23 protein-coding genes are annotated in these 20,640 nt (G+C 63.5%); 3 read left to right on the top strand and 20 right to left on the bottom strand.

From position 1 onward, the window contains the following. Positions 1–85 precede the first annotated feature (85 nt). From ntrC to dusB, 3 genes are read right to left on the bottom strand one after another with little or no spacing between them, the layout of a single operon-like run. A complete protein-coding gene (ntrC, locus tag FJ957_RS06675; protein WP_140829842.1) occupies positions 86–1,546 on the bottom strand; it encodes a nitrogen regulation protein NR(I) in 1,461 nt (486 codons plus the stop codon). After that, entirely contained in the window at positions 1,543–2,685 is a 1,143-nt protein-coding gene (locus FJ957_RS06670) for a nitrogen regulation protein NR(II) (protein ID WP_140829840.1), read from the bottom strand. Before FJ957_RS06670 ends, ntrC begins: the two co-directional genes overlap by 4 nt. Then, a complete protein-coding gene (gene dusB / locus FJ957_RS06665) occupies positions 2,682–3,710 on the bottom strand; it encodes a tRNA dihydrouridine synthase DusB (protein ID WP_140829838.1) in 1,029 nt (342 codons plus the stop codon). Before dusB ends, FJ957_RS06670 begins: the two co-directional genes overlap by 4 nt. A gap of 140 nt (positions 3,711–3,850) precedes the next feature. On the opposite strand from dusB, the gene FJ957_RS06660 reads away from it, so the two are divergent. After that, a complete protein-coding gene (locus FJ957_RS06660; RefSeq protein WP_140829836.1) occupies positions 3,851–5,080 on the top strand; it encodes a bifunctional 2-C-methyl-D-erythritol 4-phosphate cytidylyltransferase/2-C-methyl-D-erythritol 2,4-cyclodiphosphate synthase in 1,230 nt (409 codons plus the stop codon). After that, positions 5,077–5,598 (top strand): CinA family protein, encoded by a 522-nt coding sequence (locus FJ957_RS06655; protein ID WP_140829834.1) that lies wholly within the window; start codon positions 5,077–5,079, stop codon positions 5,596–5,598. Before FJ957_RS06660 ends, FJ957_RS06655 begins: the two co-directional genes overlap by 4 nt. Here the strand turns inward: FJ957_RS06655 and FJ957_RS06650 are convergent. From FJ957_RS06650 to eno, 10 genes are all read right to left on the bottom strand, one after another. Beyond that, positions 5,577–6,032 (bottom strand): type II toxin-antitoxin system RatA family toxin, encoded by a 456-nt coding sequence (locus FJ957_RS06650; RefSeq protein WP_140829832.1) that lies wholly within the window; start codon positions 6,030–6,032, stop codon positions 5,577–5,579. The two genes, FJ957_RS06655 and FJ957_RS06650, sit on opposite strands and share 22 nt — an antisense overlap. Before the next feature lie 6 nt (positions 6,033–6,038). Further along, positions 6,039–7,004 carry a lipoyl synthase gene (gene lipA / locus FJ957_RS06645; RefSeq protein ID WP_140829830.1) on the bottom strand — a complete coding sequence of 322 codons (966 nt, stop codon included), beginning with the start codon at positions 7,002–7,004 and terminating at the stop codon, positions 6,039–6,041. Between the two features lie 117 nt (positions 7,005–7,121). Continuing rightward, positions 7,122–7,379: a GlsB/YeaQ/YmgE family stress response membrane protein gene (locus FJ957_RS06640; RefSeq protein WP_140646236.1), complete on the bottom strand. Its 258-nt coding sequence runs from the start codon at positions 7,377–7,379 to the stop codon at positions 7,122–7,124. Positions 7,380–7,535: 156 nt separating this feature from the next. After that, entirely contained in the window at positions 7,536–9,002 is a 1,467-nt protein-coding gene (gene lpdA, locus FJ957_RS06635) for a dihydrolipoyl dehydrogenase (RefSeq protein WP_140829826.1), read from the bottom strand. A 27-nt stretch (positions 9,003–9,029) separates the two neighbouring features. After that, entirely contained in the window at positions 9,030–9,668 is a 639-nt protein-coding gene (locus tag FJ957_RS06630; protein ID WP_140829821.1) for an SGNH/GDSL hydrolase family protein, read from the bottom strand. Between the two features lie 133 nt (positions 9,669–9,801). Further along, complete coding sequence (locus FJ957_RS06625) at positions 9,802–11,178, bottom strand: pyruvate dehydrogenase complex dihydrolipoamide acetyltransferase (protein WP_140829818.1); 1,377 nt, start codon at positions 11,176–11,178, stop codon at positions 9,802–9,804. Between the two features lie 18 nt (positions 11,179–11,196). After that, positions 11,197–12,591 (bottom strand): pyruvate dehydrogenase complex E1 component subunit beta, encoded by a 1,395-nt coding sequence (locus FJ957_RS06620; protein ID WP_140829816.1) that lies wholly within the window; start codon positions 12,589–12,591, stop codon positions 11,197–11,199. Between the two features lie 15 nt (positions 12,592–12,606). After that, positions 12,607–13,644 (bottom strand): pyruvate dehydrogenase (acetyl-transferring) E1 component subunit alpha, encoded by a 1,038-nt coding sequence (gene pdhA / locus FJ957_RS06615; protein WP_140829813.1) that lies wholly within the window; start codon positions 13,642–13,644, stop codon positions 12,607–12,609. Between the two features lie 175 nt (positions 13,645–13,819). After that, entirely contained in the window at positions 13,820–14,143 is a 324-nt protein-coding gene (locus FJ957_RS06610) for a septum formation initiator family protein (RefSeq protein WP_140829811.1), read from the bottom strand. A 155-nt stretch (positions 14,144–14,298) separates the two neighbouring features. Further along, positions 14,299–15,573 carry a phosphopyruvate hydratase gene (gene eno / locus FJ957_RS06605; protein WP_140829809.1) on the bottom strand — a complete coding sequence of 425 codons (1,275 nt, stop codon included), beginning with the start codon at positions 15,571–15,573 and terminating at the stop codon, positions 14,299–14,301. A 200-nt stretch (positions 15,574–15,773) separates the two neighbouring features. Here eno and FJ957_RS32420 point away from each other — a divergent pair, with 200 nt between their 5' ends. Further along, on the top strand, positions 15,774–15,896 hold the full coding sequence (locus tag FJ957_RS32420) for a hypothetical protein (protein ID WP_280952541.1): 123 nt from the start codon (positions 15,774–15,776) through the stop codon (positions 15,894–15,896). A 63-nt stretch (positions 15,897–15,959) separates the two neighbouring features. Here the strand turns inward: FJ957_RS32420 and FJ957_RS06600 are convergent, their stop codons facing one another. The 7 genes from FJ957_RS06600 to FJ957_RS06570 form a co-directional block, all read right to left on the bottom strand. Beyond that, entirely contained in the window at positions 15,960–16,325 is a 366-nt protein-coding gene (locus tag FJ957_RS06600) for a PRC-barrel domain-containing protein (RefSeq protein ID WP_140829807.1), read from the bottom strand. A gap of 70 nt (positions 16,326–16,395) precedes the next feature. Next, entirely contained in the window at positions 16,396–16,602 is a 207-nt protein-coding gene (locus FJ957_RS06595; RefSeq protein ID WP_073986887.1) for a dodecin family protein, read from the bottom strand. 95 nt (positions 16,603–16,697) lie between these two features. Next, the gene (gene kdsA, locus FJ957_RS06590; RefSeq protein ID WP_140829805.1) at positions 16,698–17,543 is read right to left on the bottom strand and encodes a 3-deoxy-8-phosphooctulonate synthase; all 846 of its coding nucleotides are present in this window, start codon (positions 17,541–17,543) and stop codon (positions 16,698–16,700) included. After that, complete coding sequence (locus FJ957_RS06585) at positions 17,540–18,424, bottom strand: VOC family protein (protein ID WP_140829803.1); 885 nt, start codon at positions 18,422–18,424, stop codon at positions 17,540–17,542. The genes kdsA and FJ957_RS06585 overlap by 4 nt, the downstream gene beginning before the upstream one ends. A 70-nt stretch (positions 18,425–18,494) precedes the next feature. Next, complete coding sequence (locus FJ957_RS06580) at positions 18,495–18,785, bottom strand: Dabb family protein (RefSeq protein WP_140829801.1); 291 nt, start codon at positions 18,783–18,785, stop codon at positions 18,495–18,497. A 101-nt stretch (positions 18,786–18,886) separates the two neighbouring features. Beyond that, the gene (locus tag FJ957_RS06575; RefSeq protein ID WP_140829799.1) at positions 18,887–19,183 is read right to left on the bottom strand and encodes a hypothetical protein; all 297 of its coding nucleotides are present in this window, start codon (positions 19,181–19,183) and stop codon (positions 18,887–18,889) included. A gap of 30 nt (positions 19,184–19,213) precedes the next feature. After that, positions 19,214–20,482 carry an NAD(P)/FAD-dependent oxidoreductase gene (locus FJ957_RS06570; protein ID WP_140829797.1) on the bottom strand — a complete coding sequence of 423 codons (1,269 nt, stop codon included), beginning with the start codon at positions 20,480–20,482 and terminating at the stop codon, positions 19,214–19,216. Positions 20,483–20,640: the final 158 nt, after the last annotated feature.

Genomic DNA, 20,640 nt, shown 5'->3' with positions numbered 1-20,640 from the left:
GCAACGCATTGTGGCGATTATGCAACAAGTGTGGCCGGGAAGATAATCTTTCCCAGACAAAATTCACCGAAGGGACGAGGTGACGCTACGGCTGCCTGGCTGATTTGTAGACGTTGACGCCGAGTTCGCGGATCTTCTTGCGCAGCGTGTTGCGGTTGAGCCCCAAAAGTTCCGCCGCCTTGATCTGGTTGCCGCGCGTCGCCGTCATCGAAGCCAGCACCAGCGGATATTCGACCTCGGCAAGAATGCGCTGATAGAGCCCGGCCGGCGGCAATTCGCCGGCGAAGGAGGCGAAATATCGCTGCAGGAAGTGCTCGACCGCCTGGCCGATCGACAGATCGTCGGGGATGAGCGCGCCGCCGTCGGGCACGACCGGCCTTTCGCCGGTCTTCAGCTCGGATTCGATGATCTCCGACGAAATCTCGTCCTGCGAATAGAGGGCGGCCAGCCGGCGCACCAGGTTTTCCAGCTCGCGCACGTTGCCCGGCCAGGGGTAGCGCTTCATGAGCTCGATGCCGCCGGATGATATGCGCTTGGTCTGCAAGCCCTCGCTGGCGCCCTGCTTGAAGAAATGCCGCACCAGATCGGGAATGTCCTCGGAACGCTCGCGCAGCGCCGGCAGCCTCAGCGGCACGACATTGAGGCGATAGAACAGGTCCTCGCGGAAGAGGCCCTGGTTGATCAGCGTGCGCAGGTCCTTGTTTGTGGCCGCGACGATGCGCACGTCGGTCTTGATCGGCGTGCGACCGCCGACCGTGGTGTATTCGCCCTGCTGCAGCACGCGCAGCAGCCGGGTCTGTGCTTCCATCGGCATGTCGCCGATCTCATCGAGAAACAGCGTGCCGCCCTCGGCCTGTTCGAAGCGGCCGCTAGAGCGGTTCTGCGCCCCGGTGAAGGCGCCCTTCTCGTGGCCGAACAGTTCCGATTCGATCAGGTCGCGCGGAATCGCCGCCATGTTGATGGCCACGAACGGGCCGCCGCGGCGGCGGCCATACTCATGCAGCGCGCGCGCCACCAGCTCCTTGCCGGTGCCGGACTCGCCGCTGATCATGACCGTGAGGTCGGTCTGCATCATGCGCGCCAGCATGCGGTAGATATCCTGCATGGCGGCGGAGCGGCCGACCAGCGGCATCGTCTCCGGCTGGTCTTCCGCGCGGGCATCGAGCTTCGGCCGCTTCGGCTCGGCCAGCGCCCGGTTGACGATATTGAGCAGTTCAGTGAGGTCGAACGGCTTCGGCAGATATTCGTAGGCGCCGGTCTCGGAGGCGCGGATCGCGGTCATGAATGTGTTCTGCGCGCTCATGACGATGACCGGCAGCTCGGGCCGCGCCTTCTTGATGCGCGGCAGCATGTCGAAAGCATTCTCGTCGGGCATCACCACGTCGGTGATGACCAGATCGCCCTCGCCCGCCGCCACCCAACGCCACAGCGTCGAAGCATTGGAGGTGACGCGCACCTCGTGGCCGACCCGCGACAGCGCCTGGCTGAGCACGGTGCGGATGGCCGCATCATCGTCGGCGACGAGAATATTGCCGCGAGCAGTCATGTGCGGTCTCCTTCAGCTCCCTCGCCCGCGCCGGGCGCGGTCTCCTTCCAGGCCGGAAGCAGGATGCGGAATGTCGTCCCGCGCGGCGTCGAATCGCATTCGATGATGCCGCCATGCTCGCCGACGATCTTGGCTACCAGCGCCAGCCCAAGTCCCGAGCCATTGGGTTTGGTGGTGATGAACGGATCGAACAGGATCGGCAGGATGTCCTCGGAGACGCCGGGCCCGTTGTCATGCACGCAGAATTCCAGCGGCAACGAGACCCGATCCTGCGTGCCGGGCACGGAAACACGGATGCCAGGGCGAAAAGCCGTCGACAGCATGATCTCGCCCTGCGGGTCGGCGCCGATCGCCTCGGCGGCGTTCTTCACCAGATTGAGGAAGACCTGGATCAGTTGGTCGCGGTTGGCGAAGACCGGAGGCAATGATGGATCATATTCCTCCAAGATCTTGATCCGCCTTGCAAAACCATTCTTGGCAATCGCCTTCACATGATCGAGCACGACGTGGATGTTGACCGGATAGCGCTCGATCGGCCGCTCGTCGGAAAACACCTCCATGCGGTCGACCAGCGAGACGATGCGGTCCGTCTCGTCGGTGATCAGGCGGGTCAGCGCGCGGTCCTCGTCGGAGGCCGACAACTCAAGCAATTGGGCGGCGCCGCGGATGCCTGAAAGCGGGTTCTTGATCTCATGCGCCAGCATGGCGGCGAGACCGGTGACGGAGCGCGCGGCACCGCGATGCGTCATCTGGCGATCGATCTTGTCGGCCATCGACCGTTCCTGGAACATGACCACGATCGAGCCCGGAAACTCCGTCACCGGCGCGACATAGAGGTCGACCATCTTCTCGATGCCGAGGCGCGGCGATGAGACGTCGACGCGGTATTCGTTGACCGGCGCACGGCGTTCGCGCACCTGGTCGACCAGCGTCAGCAGCGGGCTACCGAACGGCACCAGCTTGGAGAGCGTGTTGCGGGCAAGCATGGTCGCGCTGGAGCGGAAGAAGTCCTCGGCATCGGCATTGGCAAAAGTGATAAAGCCGTCGGCGTCGACCATGATGACCGGGCGGCGGATAGTGTTGAGCACGATGTTGGCGGCATCCGCCATATCGGCCGGCTGGGGAACGTTGGCCTTCATGCCGCGCTCCGCAAGCTGATCGAGGACAAGCTGTCAGTGAGCGCGCGGCGCAGCTCGGCGACGACTTCCCGCGGGTCGAAGGAAGTCAGAATGCGTTTGCGCTGCTCCGCTGAAACATCGGCCGTATGGCGGTCAAGATACCAGCCGAGATGCTTGCGCGCCTGGCGCAGGCCGCTTTGGATGCCGTAGAGCGAGAGCATGTCCTCGTAGTGGGACACGACGTAGTCGGCGAGCGCCCCCGGCATGCGCGGAATTGGTTGCGCGCTTGCGCCGGCGGCGGTTGTGGCAATGTCGCCGGCGATCCATGGCGCGCCATAGTGCGCGCGGCCGATCATCACCGCGTCTGCTCCGGACTGTTCGAGGATTGTCGCCGCCTCTTCCGGCGAGCCGACATCGCCATTGGCCACCACGGGTATCGATACGGCTTCCTTGACGCGCGCGATGGCGCGCCAGTCGGCCTTGCCCTGGTAGAACTGGCAGCGCGTGCGGCCATGCACTGTCACCATCTTGACGCCGGCCTGTTCGGCGCGGCGCGCCAGCATCGGCGCGTTGAGCGCGCTTTCGTCCCAGCCGAGCCGCATCTTGACCGTCACCGGCACCGAAACGGCGCCGACCACCGCCTCGATCAGCGACAGCGCATGGTCGAGGTCGCGCATCAGCGCCGAACCGGCATAGCCGCCGGTCACTTTCTTCGCGGGGCAGCCCATGTTGATGTCGATGATATCGGCGCCCTCGCCCGCCGCTATGCGCGCGCCCTCGCCCATATGGACGGCCTCGCGGCCGGCCAACTGAACCATATGCACCGGCAGGCCGGAATGGCGGATGCGCAGGTCGCAGCCGGCCCTGCCCTTGGCCAGTTCGCCGCTTGCCACCATTTCCGACACGACCAGCCCCGCGCCATGCGCGTGGGCGCGCTGCCGGAACGGCTCGTCGGTGATGCCTGACATCGGCGCCAGGAAAACGCGATTGCGGATTCTCACGCCGCCGACATCGAGTGGCGATGTCAAAGTGGTCAGTTCAGCCATGCACAAAAACCAAGCATGTTCAATCGTTGCACATTCTCTAGCCAGAAGTGTGGCATTGTGCAACGCGCAATGACGTCACATTAAGGCGCATTTTGGAAAACGCTGGCCTTCGGCCATTACGCCGACTAGGACCGATCGGAATGAGCGAGGCAAGCGAAAAGCAAGCGGCGGGGCCAAACGGTGGGATAGGGGTGGTGATCGTCGCCGCCGGACGCGGCGCGCGCGCCGGACAGGCCGACGGTCCGAAGCAATATCAGCGCATCGGCGGCCGTGCCGTCATCGCCCACACGTTGGATATTTTCCTCTCGCATCCGATGATCGGCCCCGTGGTCGTCGCCATCCACGCCGACGACGCCGAGCTTTTGCAGCGCGCGGCTGGTGCGCATGCCGAACGTCTCATCACGGTTATTGGCGGCCCATCGCGCCAGGCCTCCGTCCGCCTCGGTCTCTTGGCGCTGAGAGACCAGGCACCCGGAAAGGTGCTGGTGCATGACGCCGTGCGCCCGTTCGTCGATGCCGGGCTGATCGACCGCACCATCGAGGCGATCGGCGAGCGCCAGGGCGCGCTGCCGGCGCTGCCCGTCGCTGATACGCTGAAGCGGGAATCGGCTGCCGGCATGATCGACGAGACGGTGTCGAGAGCCGGCCTTCATGCGGCGCAGACGCCGCAGGGCTTTCCGTTCTGGCCGTTGCTCGCCGCGCACGAAAAGGCGCATCATTTGGGCAAAACGGAATTCACCGACGACGCGGCGATCGCCGAATGGGCACAGATACCGGTCAAGATCGTTCCCGGATCGCCGGACAACGTCAAACTCACCTGGGCAAGGGATATTGCATTGGCCGACCAGCGGCTCTTGAGCGCGCAGCAGCGCTTCCCGGATATTCGCACCGGCAATGGCTACGACGTGCATGCCTTCGAGCCCGGCGATCGCGTCACCTTGTGCGGCGTCGCCATCCCGTACGAGCGAAAGCTGTCCGGCCATTCGGACGCCGATGTCGGGCTGCATGCGCTGACCGACGCGTTGCTTGCCACCTGCGGCGCTGGCGACATAGGCACGCATTTCCCGCCGTCCGACCCGCAATGGAAGGGAGCGGCCTCGAAGATCTTCGTCGAGCACGCGGCAAAGCTGGTGCGCGAGCGTGGCGGCCGCATTGCCAATGCCGACATCACCTTGATCTGCGAGGCGCCGCGCGTCGGACCGCATCGCGCGGCGATGACGGAGGCGCTTTCGGCCATGCTCGGCATCGCGAGCGAGCGTATTTCGATCAAGGCGACGACCAACGAGAAGCTGGGCTTTGTCGGGCGTGGCGAAGGCATTGCCGCGATCGCCACCGCCAGCGTCGTCTACCCGGGAGAGGTGCCGGCATGAGCAACGCCGAACTCGCTATCGCTATGCTCCAGGCCTGTCAGCAGCGCGGCATCATGCTGGCGACGGCCGAAAGCTGCACCGGCGGCCTGATCATCGCGGCGCTGACCGACATCGCCGGGTCCTCCGCGGTGGTCGATCGCGGCTTCGTCACCTATTCCAACGAAGCCAAGATAGAGATGCTCGGCGTTTCCGCCGCCACGCTTGAGGCGCATGGCGCGGTCTCGCGCGAGACGGTGCTGGAGATGGCGGCAGGCGCGCTGGCGCATTCGCAAGCCAGCCTCTCGCTCGCCGTCACCGGCATTGCCGGTCCGGGCGGCGGTTCGACGGACAAGCCGGTCGGCCTTGTCTGGTTCGGGATAGCGCTTGCCGGACAGCCGATCGTCGCGGAGCGGCAGTTGTTCGGCCAAAAGGGCCGTGAATTCATCCGGCACGAGACGGTGCGACACGCGCTGCAACTAGGACTGCGCGCGCTGGGCAGGATCGAGCCGGGCGAAAATCAGGCGGGTTTTACACCGTAGATAACGTCGGCGCGTTTCTCGAAGGCTTCCGAGAACATGCGGAAGGCACGATCGAACATCGTGCCCATCACTGCGCCCAGGATGCGGCTTTTGAATTCGTAATCTATGAAGAAATGCACCTCGCAGCCGTCGCCAGCAGGATCGAAGCGCCAGATATTGCTGAGATATTTGAACGGACCGTCGATGTATTTGACGTCGATGGCATGCTCGGCCGGATTGAGCAGCACCTGCGTGGTAAAGGTCTCGCGGATCGCCTTGTAGCCGATGCTCATGTCGGCAACCAGGATAGTGCGGCCGTCGCGCTCCTTGCGGGAGCGCACGGTGAGCGACTCACAGAGCGGCAGGAATTGCGGGTAAGCCTCGATGTCCGCAACCAGCGCGAACATTTCTTGCGGTGTATGCGCGACGCGGCGTGTCGCCTCGAATTTCGGCATTGAAGGTCAGCTGGCCTTCGCGAGCTGCGCCTCGCGCGCCGCGCGCAACCTGGCGAAATCCTCGCCGGCGTGATGCGAGGAGCGCGTCAACGGGCTCGACGCCATCAACAGGAAACCCTTGGTCTTGCCTATCGTCTCATAGGACTTGAATTCATCCGGCGGGATGAAGCGGATCACCGGATGGTGCTTCTTCGAGGGCTGCAGGTACTGGCCGATGGTCATGAAGTCGACATTGGCCGAACGCAGATCGTCCATCAATTGCAGCACCTCGTTCCGCTCCTCGCCGAGGCCGACCATGATGCCGGATTTGGTGAAGATCGACGGGTCGAGTTCCTTGACCCGCTGCAAAAGCCGGATCGAGTGGAAATAACGCGCGCCGGGACGGACCGTCAGGTAATTCGACGGCACGGTTTCGAGATTGTGGTTGAAGACGTCGGGCTTGGCCGCGACAACGATCTCCAGCGCGCCGTCTTTGCGCAGGAAGTCGGGCGTCAGGATCTCGATCGTCGTCGAGGGCGTCGCCGCGCGGATGGCGCGGATGACATTGGCGAAATGCTGGGCGCCGCCATCGGCCAGGTCGTCGCGGTCGACCGAGGTGATGACGACGTGGCTCAGCCCCATCTGCTTGACGGCGTGAGCCACGCGCGCGGGCTCATCCAGATCGAGCGCGGTCGGGATACCGGTCGCGACATTGCAGAAGGCGCAGGCGCGCGTGCAGATCTCGCCCATGATCATGAAGGTGGCGTGCTTCTTGTCCCAGCACTCGCCGATATTCGGGCAGCCGGCCTCCTCGCACACCGTCACCAGCTTGTGCGACTTCACGATCTCGCGCGTTTCGGCATAGCCCTTGGAAACCGGCGCCTTGACGCGGATCCAGTCGGGCTTGCGCAGCACCTCCTGGTCGGGCCGGTGAGCCTTCTCGGGATGCCGCGGGCGCGGCCGGTTGGCGATCGTGTCTAGGACTGTGACCATCTCAAACCCTTCGCGGCCGCGATTTCGCTAGCCGCCTGTGTCGTCATCTAAGACTTTTCGAGGCAAAGAAAAAGGCCGTAGCAGCGCATGCCGCCACGGCCTTTTTCGCATAGCGGTTCAGCGGCGAACGAGCCGTCCCACGAAGATCAGCAGGCAGGCGCCGATGAAGCCGGTGATCAGATAGGCCACCCAGCCGGCACCGAAGGCCCCGATATTGAGGGCCTGCAGGATCGCGTTCAGCACCACGGCGCCGACAATGCCCATGATGATGTTCATGACAATGCCGGTGTTGCTCTTCATGACCATCTCGGCGAACCAGCCCGCCAGACCGCCGACGATGATGGCTGTGATCCAGCCGACGCCATTCATATGCATATGCCAATTCCTCCTCGATCAAGTGAAAATGCATCCGGATAGGAACTGCCTTGCTGTCAGCTTTCTCCGGCTGCCGCGTGTGAGTCTCGCCCAACCAATTTAACACGGATTCTCCGTCTATCACCGATTGGTGATCTGTCACTGGTTGGTGACTTGTCATGCGTTCAAAGCGCGGCCATAGGCGTCGAGCACGCTCTCCTTCATCATCTCCGACAGCGTCGGATGCGGGAAGATCGTGTGCATAAGCTCTTCCTCGGTGGTCTCCAGGTTCATCGCCACGACAAAACCCTGGATGAGCTCGGTCACCTCGGCGCCGACCATATGCGCGCCGAGAAGCTGGCCCGTCTTCTTGTCAAAGATGGTCTTTACGAAGCCCTGGTCCTCGCCGAGCGCGATGGCCTTGCCGTTGGCGCTGAAGGGGAAGCGGCCGACGCGGATATCCTTGCCTTCAGCCTTGGCCTTGGCTTCCGTCAGCCCGACGGACGCAACCTGCGGGCTGCAATAGGTGCAGCCGGGGATCTTCAGCTTGTCGATGGCATGCACGCCCGGGAAATTGGCTATTTTCTCGATGCAGACGACGCCTTCATGCTCGGCCTTGTGGGCAAGCATCGGCGGTCCGGCGACGTCGCCGATGGCGTAGACGCCGGGCACATTGGTCTTGCCGTAGCCATCGACGACGACGCAGCCGCGGTCCGTCTTCACTCCGAGCGCTTCCAGGCCAAGATTTTCGATGTTGCCCTGCACGCCGACGGCAGAGATCATCCGGTCGGCGGTGATCTTCTCGACCTTGCCGTCCTTCATCTCGACATGCGCGGTGACCGAATTGGCGCCCTTTTCGACCTTGGTCACCTTGGCCTCAAGGAGTATCTTCATCCCCTGCTTCTCGAACTGCTTCTGCGCGAATTTCGAGACCTCGGCGTCCTCGACCGGCATCACCGCCGGCAGCAGTTCGACCACCGTCACATCGGCGCCCATGGTGCGGTAGAAGGAAGCGAATTCGATGCCGATGGCGCCCGAGCCCATCACCAGCAGCGATTTCGGCATTTCCTTCGGCACCATGGCCTCGAAATAGGTCCAGATCAGCTTGCCGTCCGGCTCGATGCCGGGCAGCGCGCGCGGCCTTGCGCCGGTCGCGAGAATAATGTGCTTGGCAGTGTAGGTGCCTTCGCCCTTGACGCCTTTCGGCACCGGCGGCTGCGGCTCCATCGCCTTCTTCGCGGTCTTCGAAACGACGACCTCGCCCGGCTTGTCACCGGCAGGAGCATTCGAAAGCTTCGCCTCGCCCCAGATGACGTCGACCTTGTTCTTCTTCATCAGGAAGCCGACGCCGGTGTTCAGCCTGAGCGACACTTTTCGCGATCGGTCGACCACGGCTGATGTGTCGGGGCTGACCTTGCCGCCTTCGAGCTTCAGGCCGTAGTCCTTGAGGTGGTCGGAATAATGCATGATCTCGGCCGAGCGCAGCAGCGCCTTGGTCGGGATGCAGCCCCAGTTCAGGCAGATGCCGCCAAGATGCTCACGCTCGACGATCGCCGTCTTGAAGCCGAGCTGGGCGGAACGCACCGCCGTGACATAGCCGCCTGGGCCTGAGCCGATGATGATGACGTCGTAGGATTCAGCCACGGGTTTTCTCCCTGATCTTTCTAAGGGTTAGAGTGAGAGCATAATGCGCACGAGCGGCGCCAGAGCGTGGCCGATCCGTCGCGTGTTTTCCGCATCGAGATGGACGCCGTCGAGCGGCGTGGTGGTGGCGACGGCGCCGGCGTCGAAGAAGCCGCAGCCGGCCTCGTCGGCAAGTGCCGAATATTGCGGTGCCAGCCGCTTGGAGGCGTCGTCGCCGCCGGCGAACATTTCCTTGAATTCGGCATTGTCGGTGCGCGTTACCGCCGGCGGCGCGACGATCAGGATCTGCGGCGTATCCCAGTCGAACGGATAGTCGTGGCCGCGCACGATATCGATCAGGCGCTGCATGCCCTGCTTGGCGGCGACCGGATTGCCATGGATCCAGGGCTTCATATCGTTGGAGCCGAGCATGATGATGACGAGATCAAGCGGCGCGTGGCTGGTCAGGACCGTCGGCAGGACGCGGGCGCCATTGCGGTCGGCGCCGGCCAGATGGTCGTCGAAGGCCGTGGTACGGCCGTTGAGGCCTTCGGCGATGACCTCGACGTCGTCGCCGAACTCAGCCCCAAGCACGCTCGGCCAGCGGTCTGCCAGCGGATGGCGGCCGAGGCTGGCGGCATCATAGCCCCAGGTCAGGGAGTCGCCATAGCACAGGATTGTCTTCATGCTGATGCCCCACCCCTGCCAAAACCTGGCTGCGAGCGCCTGACGCGCCGTCGTGCGAAGAGTTCGCCGTCGGGATTGAAAATGATCAAGGCGAAAAGGCTGGTGAAGAATTTCCGCACCGCCTTTTCCCTTCTTACACCAGCATGCCCATCGGGTTTTCGATCAAGCGCTTGAACGCGCCGAGCAGTTCCGCTCCAAGCGCGCCGTCGACGGCGCGATGATCGGTCGAGAGCGTCACCGACATCACTGTGGCTATTCTGATCTCGCCCTTCTTCACCACCGCCCGCTCCTCGCCGGCGCCGACCGCCAAAATCGTCGCATGCGGCGGGTTGATGACCGCGGCAAAGTCCTTGATGCCGAACATGCCGAGATTGGAAACAGCGGTGGTGCCGCCCTGATACTCTTCCGGCTTCAACTTGCGGCTCCTGGCGCGGCTCGCCAAGTCCTTCATCTCGTTGGAGATCACCGACAGCGTCTTTTCATCCGCATGCCGGATGATCGGCGTGATCAGGCCGCCGGGGATCGACACCGCAACGCCGACATCGGCGTGCTTGTGCTTGACCATGGCGCTCTCGGTCCACGACGCATTGGCGTCCGGCACCGCCATCAGCGCCATCGCCATCGCCTTGATGACCATGTCGTTGACGGAGAGCTTGTAGGCCGGCGCCTCGCCCTTGTCGGTCTTCCTCATCGGCGCTGCCGCATTCAACTGCGTGCGCAGCGCCAGGAGCGCATCGAGCTCGCAATCGAGCGTCAGGTAGAAATGCGGGATGGTGGACTTCGCCTCGACCAGGCGGCGCGCAATCGTCTTGCGCATGTTGTCATGCGGCACAAGCTCGTAGGAGCCTTCGGCGAACAGCTTCAGCACCTGGTCATCCGACATCGGCTTGGTAGCTGGGGCCGGAGCGGATGGGGCGCCGGCGGGCGCCTTCGCGGCCGGTGCGGCCTGGGCGCCGCCGGAAGCGATCGCCGCCTCGACGTCGACCTTCACCACGCGGCCATGCGGGCCGGAGCCGGTCAATGCCGTTACATCGACGCCGGCATCCTTGGCGATGCGGCGGGCCAGCGGCGATGCGAAGACGCGATCACCGGCGGCGTGGCCGTTGGCGACGGGAGCAGGCTCGGCCTTCGCTGGAGCGGACGCCGCCGCGGCTGCTGCCGGCTTGGGTGCTTCCTTGGGCGTTTCGGCTTTCGGGGCGTCCGCCTTCGGCGCTTCGGCCTTTGGCGCGGCGCTGCCGCCGCTCTTGGCAGCGGCCGCGGCATCCTCGCCTTCACCAGCCAGAATGGCGATCAGCGCGTTGACCTTGACGCCTTCGGTGCCGGCCGGAACCACCAGCTTGGCGACGGTGCCTTCATCGACGGCTTCGACTTCCATCGTCGCCTTGTCGGTTTCGATTTCGGCGATCACGTCGCCGGGCGAAACCTTATCGCCTTCCTTGACCAGCCACTTGGAAAGATTGCCCTCTTCCATGGTGGGCGAGAGCGCCGGCATGGTGATGTTGATTGGCATGATGTCCTCCCGACCGGCTCAGCGATAAGTGACGGCTTTGACCGCCTCGATGACTTCGCCGACGTTTGGCAGTGCCAGCTTCTCGAGGTTCGCCGCATAAGGCATCGGCACGTCCTTGCCGGCAATGGTGATCACCGGCGCATCGAGGAAGTCGAAGGCGCGCTGCGAGACCTGGCTGGCGATGTGGTCGCCGACCGAGTTCTGCGGATAACCTTCTTCCACCACCACCAGCCGGTTGGTCTTCTTCACCGAAGCGATGATCGTGTCGAAGTCGAGCGGGCGGATTGTTCTCAAATCGATGATCTCGGCATCGATGCCCATGCCGCGCAGTTCGGCTTCCGCCTTGACCGCATAGGTCATGCCGATGCCGAAGGAGACGAGCGTGACGTCCTTGCCCTGCTTGTGGACACGTGCCTTGCCGATCGGCAGCACGAAGTCATCAAGCTTCGGCACATCGAAGGAATGGCCGTAGAGGATCTCGTTCTCGAGGAAGATGACAGGGTTTGGATCGCGGATCGCCGCCTTGAGCAAACCCTTGGCGTCGGCGGCCGTGTAAGGCATCACCACTTTCAGGCCGGGGATATGGCTGTACCAGGCGGCATAGCACTGCGAGTGCTGCGCGGCGACGCGGGCCGCCGCGCCGTTGGGACCGCGAAACACGATCGGCGCGCCCATCTGGCCGCCGGACATATAAAGCGTCTTGGCGGCCGAGTTGATGATCTGGTCGATCGCCTGCATGGCGAAGTTGAAGGTCATGAATTCGACGATCGGCTTCAACCCGGCCATCGCCGCGCCGACGCCGACGCCGGCAAAGCCATGCTCGGTGATCGGCGTGTCGACGACGCGGCGCGGCCCGAACTCCTGCAGCAGGCCTTGCGTGATCTTATAGGCGCCCTGGTATTCGGCGACCTCCTCGCCCATGACGAAGACATCGCCGTCGCGGCGCATTTCCTCGGCCATCGCGTCACGCAGCGCCTCGCGCACCGTGGTGGAAACCATCTCGGTGCCGGCGGGAATATCCGGATCGGCGGCGATCTCCGCCTTCGGCGCGGCGGCCACCGGTGTAGCGGCGTCGCTCTTGGCCGCGGCGGGCGCGGGCGCCGGTGCGGCTTTTTCGGCCTTGGCGGGCTCTTCTTCGCCGATGCCTTCACCGGCCTTGTCGACGTCCTCGCCGTCGACGGCAAGCACGGCGATCACCGCGTTGACCTTGACGCCTTCGCTGCCGGCGGGAACCACGATCTTGGCCAGCGTGCCTTCGTCGACGGCTTCGACTTCCATCGTCGCCTTGTCGGTCTCGATCTCGGCGATGACGTCACCGGCGACGATCTTGTCGCCTTCGTTCTTCAGCCATTTGGAAAGATTGCCCTCTTCCATCGTCGGCGAGAGCGCGGGCATGAGAATTTCGATCGGCATGTCCTTGCCCTCTCCTTAGAGTACGATGTCGGTCCAGAGCTCGGACGGATCCGGCTCGGCGTCGTTCTGGGCGAATTCGGCGGCGTCGGCGACGATGTCGCGGACTTCCTTGTCGATGGTCTTGAGCTCGTCCTCGCTTGCCCACTTCTTGTCGAGCAGCCGCACCCGGACCTGCTCGATCGGGTCATGCTCGGAGCGCATCTTCTGCACTTCCTCCTTGGAGCGGTATTTTGCCGGGTCGGACATCGAATGGCCGCGATAGCGGTAGGTCTGCATCTCAAGGATGAGCGGACCGTTGCCGGACCGGCACCATTCGGTGGCCATATCGGCCGCCGACTTCACGGCGCGGACGTCCATGCCGTCGACCTGGATGCCCGGGATCTTGAAGGAAGCGCCGCGATGCGAGAAGTCGGTCTCGGCCGACGAGCGCGACACGGACGTGCCCATGGCGTAGCGGTTGTTCTCGATGATGTAGATCACCGGCAGCTTCCACAGCGAGGCCATGTTGAAGCTTTCATAGACCTGGCCCTGGTTGGCGGCGCCGTCGCCGAAATAGGTCAGCGAAACGTTCTTGTTTTCGCGGTAGCGGTTGGCGAAGGCGAGCCCGGTGCCGAGCGACACCTGCGCGCCGACGATGCCATGGCCGCCATAGAAATGCTTCTCCTTGGAGAACATATGCATGGAGCCGCCTTTGCCCTTCGACAGGCCGCCGCGGCGGCCGGTGAGCTCGGCCATGACGCCGCGCGGCGACAGCTCCATCGCCAGCATGTGGCCATGGTCGCGATAGGCGGTGATCATCTGGTCGCCTTCGACCAGCGCCATCTTCATGCCGGTGACGACGGCCTCCTGGCCGATATAGAGGTGGCAGAAGCCGCCGATGAAGCCCATGCCGTAGAGCTGGCCGGCCTTCTCCTCGAAGCGGCGGATCAAAAGCATGTGCCGGTAGGCGGAGAGCTCTTCTTCCTTGGTGAAATCGGCCGGCTTGGGCGCTGACAGATTGGGCTGTTTTTCGGATCTGGATTTGGCGGGCGCTTTTTTGGCGGCGGTGGCCATGCGTCACTCCCTGTTGGCGTCTCTTCGCGGACATTCAGGGAGATCGATCGTCTCCCCACCGATTTGCGAGAGGCTAACACGCAAGAATGCATTGCGCCATGCTGAAAAATGCATGGCTGGCATGCATCTAAGCGATTAGAATCATTGAAAATAAAGACGATTAACCGAAATTCGGTTATTTCGTCGAGGCGGGCAGCATGATGGTGATTTCGTCAGGATGAGACAGATTGAGCGCCTTTCGGGCCTGCTCGTCAAGCATATCCTTCTCCAGCGTGCCTTCATGCATCAACTGGACACGACGCTCGAAATCGATCCGGCGCGCCTTCACGGCGTCAAGCTGGGCCTGCAATTGAACCGCCCGGGCCTGCAGCCGATATTTGGAATAGATGCCGAATTCGCCGTGATAGGCATGGAAGCCGAAATAGGCCAGGAAGAGCACGCAAAGCGAAGGGATGATCAGCCTGCCGGTGTTTCTCTGCTTGTGCTGACGTGTCCACATGACCCGAACCCTCGCGGCCGCGAACGCGAGCGGCCATGAGTCGTATTTCGCCCGATTGTGCTTAATGGACGGTTACGGGCGGCCTTATCGAGGTTCGCCGAAACGAAAAAGGGCGGGAATGACCCGCCCTTTTCAGACTGTTCGAACGGGCTGGATCAGCCCTTGACCACCGACTTGCCGGCATAGCGCGCCTGCTTGCCGAGCTCTTCCTCGATGCGGATGAGCTGGTTGTATTTGGCGGTGCGGTCCGAGCGCGACAGGGAGCCGGTCTTGATCTGCCCGCAATTGGTGGCGACCGCGAGGTCGGCGATGGTCGAATCTTCTGTCTCGCCCGAGCGATGCGACATGACAGCAGTGTAGCCGGCCTTGTGCGCGGTCTCGACGGCATCGAGGGTCTCTGTCAGCGAGCCGATCTGGTTGACCTTGACCAGGATCGAATTGGCGACGCCCATGCGGATGCCGTCGCGCAGCCGCGCCGTGTTGGTGACGAAGAGATCGTCACCGACGAGCTGGGTCTTTTTGCCGATCAGGTCGGTGAGGATCTTCCAGCCTTCCCAATCGTCCTCGGCAAGGCCGTCCTCGATGGTGATGATCGGATAGTCGGCGGCGAGCTTGGCTAGGTACTTGGCCTGCGCCTTCGGATCGCGGGTCTTCTTCTCGCCCTCATAGACGTAGTTGCCGTCCTTGAAGAACTCGGTCGCCGCGCAATCGAGACCTAGGGCCACGTCCTCACCAGGCTTGAAGCCGGCCTTCTCGATCGATTCCATGATGAAATCGAGCGCCGAAGGCGCGCTCTTCAGGTTGGGAGCGAAGCCGCCCTCGTCGCCGACATTGGTGTTGTGGCCGGCATCCTTGAGCTTCTTGCGCAGCGTGTGGAAAATCTCCGAGCCCCAGCGCACGCCGTCGCGCAGCGTCGGCGCGCCAATCGGCAGGATCATGAATTCCTGGAAATCGATCGGATTGTCGGCATGCGCGCCGCCATTGATGATGTTCATCATCGGCACCGGCAAGATGTGCGCCTTGGTGCCACCGACATAACGGTAGAGCGGCAGGCCAGCGGCTTCCGCCGCGGCCTTGGCGACCGCCAACGACACGCCGAGGATGGCATTGGCGCCGAGGCGGCTCTTGTTCGGCGTCCCGTCGAGCTCGATCATCGTCTGGTCGATATGGATCTGGTTCTCGGCTTCCATGCCGCCGATCGCCTCGAACAGCTCGCCGTTCACCGCTTCGACGGCGCGCTGAACGCCCTTGCCGAGATAGCGAGGCCCGCCGTCCCGCAGCTCAACCGCCTCATGCGCGCCGGTCGATGCGCCCGACGGCACCGCGGCGCGGCCCATCGAGCCATCTTCCAGCACCACGTCGACCTCGACGGTCGGATTGCCACGGCTGTCCAGGATTTCACGCCCGACAATGTCGATGATGGCGGTCATTTGCGATGTCCCCGATTGATCGATTGAAGCGTCGCGCCCCTCTTAGCCAAAGCGGCGCAAAAGGCAATCGGCGGCGCCGCAATTATTGCCGCGGGCCGGATTCACGAAGCGCAAATTTTTGTCATCATAAGTCATGCCCATCGCGCGACGGTCTCGTCTATGGTCGCGTTCGCGCGGGGCGAAACAGGAGGAGTTTCGCCATGTCCCAGTTGAGCGGTATCGTGAGTTTATTCCTGATCGCGGCGGCGTTCCTGACGTCATGCGACGATCAGAAACCCCAGCAGAGTTCGGTAGAGCTGTCCACCCTCCAAGCGGCGCAATAGCGCCAAGCTGAAAGGCTCCCGGCCTGCCGGGAGCCTTTCGATTTCCGTGTGCCGATCAAGCGATCAATGCCAATAGGGCTCCACGTGGTAGTACTGGAATGAGGCATCGCGAGCGGCTTCGCCGTCGGCGCCGGTCAGTTCCTTGATCGAATATGCCGGTGCGGCCTGTAGCTGCTCCTTGGTGAACGGGACGACGTAGCCGCCCCGATCCTCGTCATAATCGAGCGTCGCCCACGGAACCGCGTGGTACTTCTCGCCCATGCCGAGGAAGCCGCCGAAGCCGATCACGGCGAACATGATGCCGTTCGACATCTTGTCGAGCATCACGTCCTCGATGCTGCCGATGCTCTTGCCTTCGGTATTGTAGACAGACGTGCCAATGACGCGCGAGGCGGCAATGGCTTCGGTGTGCCCGGACGGGGTGGTCATGGTGGTGCTCCTCTTTGTCGTTGCGATATGTTGACAATGAGGGGCTCGGACGAAAGTTCCGGCTTGCGGCTCAGCTGTCGGTGAGAATGAAGGTGACCTTCATGTTGACGCGGTAGGCCGCGATCTTGCCGTCCTCGACGACGATCTTCTGGTCCTGGATCCAGGCGCCCTCGACGTTCTTCAGGGTCTTTGCGGCGCGCGCGATGCCCTTCTCGATGGCATCCTGAAAGCTCTTCTTGGACGACGACGTGATTTCGGTGACGCGGGCAACGGACATGGCTTCCTCCTGCCAAGACGCTCAGTTACGAAAACCAGCGTAGCGCCGGCTCAATGCAACCACAAGCCGGCGCAGGATCAGGTCGGCCGCTAGAATCAGTGTCCCTTGGCGATCCGGTCGAAGGCCATCAGCTTTTCCAGCAGCGCCGGCATGTCCTTGAGCGGCACCATGTTGGGGCCATCCGAAGACGTCGAGTTGTCCGGATCCTGGTGGGTTTCGATGAAGACGCCGGCGACGCCGACGGCAACGGCCGCGCGCGCGAGCGTCGCGACGAAGCGCCGTTCACCGCCCGACGAACCACCCTGCCCACCCGGCTGCTGGACGGAATGGGTGGCGTCAAAAATCACCGGGGCGCCGATCTCGGCCATGACCGGCAACGCGCGCATGTCCGAGACCAGCGTGTTGTAGCCGAACGAGACACCGCGCTCGGTGGTCAGCACGTTCGGATTGCCGGAACCGGTGATCTTGGCGACGACGTTCTTCATGTCCCAAGGCGCCAGGAACTGGCCCTTCTTCACATTGATGACCTTGCCGGTCCTGGCGGCGGCGACCAGCATGTCGGTCTGGCGCGAAAGGAAAGCCGGGATCTGCAGGACATCGACATGCGGCGCGACGATCGCGCACTGCTCCTCCGTGTGGACGTCGGTCAGCACCGGGAGCCCAAACTCCTTGCGGAGATCGTCGAAGATCGGCATCGCCGCGTCGAGGCCGGTGCCGCGCGTCGCCGACAGCGAGGTGCGGTTGGCCTTGTCGTAGCTGGTCTTGTAGACGAGGCCGATGCCCAGACGTTCCGTCAGTTCCTTCAGCGCGCCGGCCATGTCGAAAGCATGCTGGCGCGATTCAAGCTGGCACGGGCCGGCGATCAGCGACAGCGGCGCATTATTGGCAAAGACCACCTTGCCGACGGTTACCGATGAATTGGGCGCCAGGGGCTTGCTCATGGGATCTCCCGGAAGATGAAGGCGGCGCCCTGCCCGGGCGCCGGCGGAACGATGACGTCATTGCCGCTCATGTTGTGATCGACAGCGCCGGCCGCAAGCGCGCGTATAGCTGGAGCTTTGTCGCGGACCTCGAAAACAACCGCCTCAAACCGGAAATGCGACGACGGCTTGGCCGCCAGGCCGAAGCGCCGCGCGTAGGTTTCAGGCGTGACGACGCTCAGGATCGCGTTCGGCAGCCGCACCGCGTCGCCCGCCCCAAGGTCGTCGGCGCTCGCGCCGGCGGCGATGGAGATCAGCCCGATCTGCGCGGAAGGCGCGTCACTGACCGCAACCACTTCGACGATGCCGGTCACGCCATTGGCATGCGCCTGGAGCGCCGTGCGATCGATCTTCGGCGCGTTGACGCGCTCGCAGGCGAAGAGGAAGGCGTCCGACGCCTCCTTGGCGACCGCGAAGGCCAGCTTGAAAGACGCCGTATCGCTCTTTCCGTTCGCGTCGGTGAAGGCGCGTGAGAAACCAAGCATGTCGCCGGCCGACAGGCCGGCTTCGACAAAGCGCATATGGTCGGCATCGGCATTGCCGGTTCCAAGTACGACGGCGGAAAAACCCTCCTCGCCCAACCGCTCGCGATAAAGGCGGTCGCGCGCTATGAAGACATTGCCGGCCGCGATCGCTTCTCCTGCCGTCTGTTCATTTCCCACCGCCAGCGGCTCGAGATAGGTGCCGTCGGCGAAAAGGACGCAGGCATTTTCCGTGCCGAAGGGGTGGATGCCCGTGGGCGCGACGACAAAGCCGAGCGAGGCCAGACGCGAGCGCGCGGCATCGAGGCTTCCGGTAGGCAGCACGAGGTGGTCGAGCGGATGGGCGGAGCTTTTGATCATGCCGGCGCGGTGTGCCCCATTCCGGCCGGCTGTTCAAGAGCGGCGGACCGACGGAACGTGCTCTGCCGCTTCAGGCCGCGGCCACGACATCCGCCGAATAGCGCAGTTCGCGCAGCGGCTTCACCTTGCTGGTCGTATCCGCATAGATCGGATGCGCCTTGTAAGCGGCAAGCGCCGCCTCGTCCTCGAACTCGGCATAGACGACGACATCGATCGCGTTGGAGAACAGATCGACCTTGGTGTTGAGCGTCACCTCGAAATGCTTCGAGTGCGGAATCTTGCCGAGCGCCAGCAGGCCCGAGCGCACAGCCTCGACATCTTCCCTGCGTCGCACGCTGAAGAAAACGATGTGCCGGATCAAGCCAGCCTCCCTGGTCTTCGGTTCAGCGGTGTTTCTGTGGGAGCGAGGCCTGGGCGTCAACCGGCAACGATGTCGCGCCGCGATGCGAAAGCGGCGAGACCTTACCCGGTGACGTAGCGCACGATGCGTGACACTTCCCGTACGGTCACGTCGAGGTAGCGGCCATGGTTGTAAAGGCCATCCCATATCAGAAAGAATGCGATGGCGGCGATGACGATCACATAGCGCATGGCTAAAACTATCGCATGTGAAATTGCGGAACCAGAGGGGGAGCGACGGCAGTTGTTCCAGTTCACCGCTTTTTGCTTGGCGGCTTCGGCCAGCGGCGCGTACGCGTCGTGAGCGCGAAGCCACGCTCGTGACGCGACGGAATGAAACCGCGATCGGCCATCGGGCATCTCCGCTGCCGGCAGGCGACGGCCAGGGTATCAGTTGTTATTGTCGTCGTCGCCCTGCGTGATCAGCCGCGCGCTGCGCTGGCCTGTAAGATATATCCATAGCCAGCTAAGCGAGACCGCCAGGCGGTTGCGGAAGTCGATCAGGAAATAGATGTGCGCTATGCCCCAGAGCCACCAGGCGAGCCAGCCGGTGAGCTTGATCCAACCGAAATCGATGGCGGCCGCGCGCTTGCCGATCGTCGCCAGGTCGCCGGCATGTTTGTAGCGGAAAGGACGCGGTGCATTATCGCCGGCCAGCCGCGCCTTGATCGTCGCGGCCACATGCTTGCCCTCCTGCTTCGCTGAGGGCGCCACGCCCGGCACCGGCTTGCCATCCGGCCGCAATACATGCGCGGTGTCGCCGATGACGAAAATGTCGGGACTGCCTGGAACCGTGAGGTCGGGCTCGACCAGCACCCTGCCCGCCCGATCGGCCGGCACAGCCAGCCACTCAGCCGCCGGCGAAGCTGCGACGCCGGCCGCCCAGATGATCGTCCTTGCCGGCAGGCGCCTGTCGCCGAAGACGACGCCTTCGGCATCAAGCTTGGTAACCGGACGCCCGAGCTCGACGGTGACGCCGAGCCGTTCCAGCGCCTTGCGGGCATAGTCGGACAGCTGCGGCGCGAAATTGGCCAGGATCCGGTCGCCGGCCTCGATCAGCACGACGCGCGCCTTTCGGGTGTCGATGCTGCGGAATTCGCCGCGCAGCGTGTCATGCGCGAGCTCGACAATCGTGCCGGCGAGTTCGACGCCGGTCGGCCCGCCGCCGACAATGACCAGCGTCAGCAGCGCCTGGCGCTTGTCCGGGTCAGTTTCGCGCTCCGCCTGCTCGAAAGCCAGCAGGATGCGTCGCCGGATCGTCGTGGCGTCCTCAAGCGTCTTCAGACCCGGCGCGAACGGCTCCCATTCGTCATGGCCGAAATAGGCGTGGCGTGCGCCGGTGGCGAGCACCAGCGTGTCGTAAGGAACCGAGCTGCCGTCTTCGAGCAACACGCGTTTGCCGGCGCGGTCGACGCCGGTGACATTGCCGAGAAGCGTCGTCACGTCCTTGCGCTTGCGCAGCAGATGACGGATCGGCCAGGCAACCTCCGAGGTCGCAAGCGACGTCGTCGCCACCTGGTAGAGCAGCGGCTGGAAAAGATGGTGGTTGCGTTTGTCGATCATGGTGATGCGCACGGGTGCACCAGACAGCGCGCGGGTGAGCTCGAGGCCGCCGAACCCGGCGCCGACGACAACGACCTTATGCTCGTCTTCGCTCATTTCATTCCGTCTCGCCAAGTGTAACCGTCACCCGTGATGTAAGTATTTTTGTGCGCTGCAACAATGTTGATCGGGCAATAACCATACCCGGGAGTCGTCGCGCGGCGTCGTGAATGCACATGCGGCCGCAGAGCCATGAGTATAGCGTGAAACAAATC

The sequence above is a fragment of the Mesorhizobium sp. B2-4-6 genome (assembly GCF_006442775.1).
GTDB lineage: Bacteria > Pseudomonadota > Alphaproteobacteria > Rhizobiales > Rhizobiaceae > Mesorhizobium.
Note: the sequence above shows the minus strand (reverse complement) of the source record. Positions and strands in the feature narration are given on the sequence as shown.

Coding starts and splice junctions, on each gene's coding strand:
- ntrC (WP_140829842.1), bottom strand. CDS start 1,546: ATGACTGCTCGCGGCAATATTCTCGTCGCCGACGATGATGCGGCCATC.
- FJ957_RS06670 (WP_140829840.1), bottom strand. CDS start 2,685: ATGAAGGCCAACGTTCCCCAGCCGGCCGATATGGCGGATGCCGCCAAC.
- dusB (WP_140829838.1), bottom strand. CDS start 3,710: ATGGCTGAACTGACCACTTTGACATCGCCACTCGATGTCGGCGGCGTG.
- FJ957_RS06660 (WP_140829836.1), top strand. CDS start 3,851: ATGAGCGAGGCAAGCGAAAAGCAAGCGGCGGGGCCAAACGGTGGGATA.
- FJ957_RS06655 (WP_140829834.1), top strand. CDS start 5,077: ATGAGCAACGCCGAACTCGCTATCGCTATGCTCCAGGCCTGTCAGCAG.
- FJ957_RS06650 (WP_140829832.1), bottom strand. CDS start 6,032: ATGCCGAAATTCGAGGCGACACGCCGCGTCGCGCATACACCGCAAGAA.
- lipA (WP_140829830.1), bottom strand. CDS start 7,004: ATGGTCACAGTCCTAGACACGATCGCCAACCGGCCGCGCCCGCGGCAT.
- FJ957_RS06640 (WP_140646236.1), bottom strand. CDS start 7,379: ATGCATATGAATGGCGTCGGCTGGATCACAGCCATCATCGTCGGCGGT.
- FJ957_RS06630 (WP_140829821.1), bottom strand. CDS start 9,668: ATGAAGACAATCCTGTGCTATGGCGACTCCCTGACCTGGGGCTATGAT.
- FJ957_RS06625 (WP_140829818.1), bottom strand. CDS start 11,178: ATGCCAATCAACATCACCATGCCGGCGCTCTCGCCCACCATGGAAGAG.
- FJ957_RS06620 (WP_140829816.1), bottom strand. CDS start 12,591: ATGCCGATCGAAATTCTCATGCCCGCGCTCTCGCCGACGATGGAAGAG.
- pdhA (WP_140829813.1), bottom strand. CDS start 13,644: ATGGCCACCGCCGCCAAAAAAGCGCCCGCCAAATCCAGATCCGAAAAA.
- FJ957_RS06610 (WP_140829811.1), bottom strand. CDS start 14,143: ATGTGGACACGTCAGCACAAGCAGAGAAACACCGGCAGGCTGATCATC.
- eno (WP_140829809.1), bottom strand. CDS start 15,573: ATGACCGCCATCATCGACATTGTCGGGCGTGAAATCCTGGACAGCCGT.
- FJ957_RS32420 (WP_280952541.1), top strand. CDS start 15,774: ATGTCCCAGTTGAGCGGTATCGTGAGTTTATTCCTGATCGCGGCGGCG.
- FJ957_RS06600 (WP_140829807.1), bottom strand. CDS start 16,325: ATGACCACCCCGTCCGGGCACACCGAAGCCATTGCCGCCTCGCGCGTC.
- FJ957_RS06595 (WP_073986887.1), bottom strand. CDS start 16,602: ATGTCCGTTGCCCGCGTCACCGAAATCACGTCGTCGTCCAAGAAGAGC.
- kdsA (WP_140829805.1), bottom strand. CDS start 17,543: ATGAGCAAGCCCCTGGCGCCCAATTCATCGGTAACCGTCGGCAAGGTG.
- FJ957_RS06585 (WP_140829803.1), bottom strand. CDS start 18,424: ATGATCAAAAGCTCCGCCCATCCGCTCGACCACCTCGTGCTGCCTACC.
- FJ957_RS06575 (WP_140829799.1), bottom strand. CDS start 19,183: ATGCCCGATGGCCGATCGCGGTTTCATTCCGTCGCGTCACGAGCGTGG.
- FJ957_RS06570 (WP_140829797.1), bottom strand. CDS start 20,482: ATGAGCGAAGACGAGCATAAGGTCGTTGTCGTCGGCGCCGGGTTCGGC.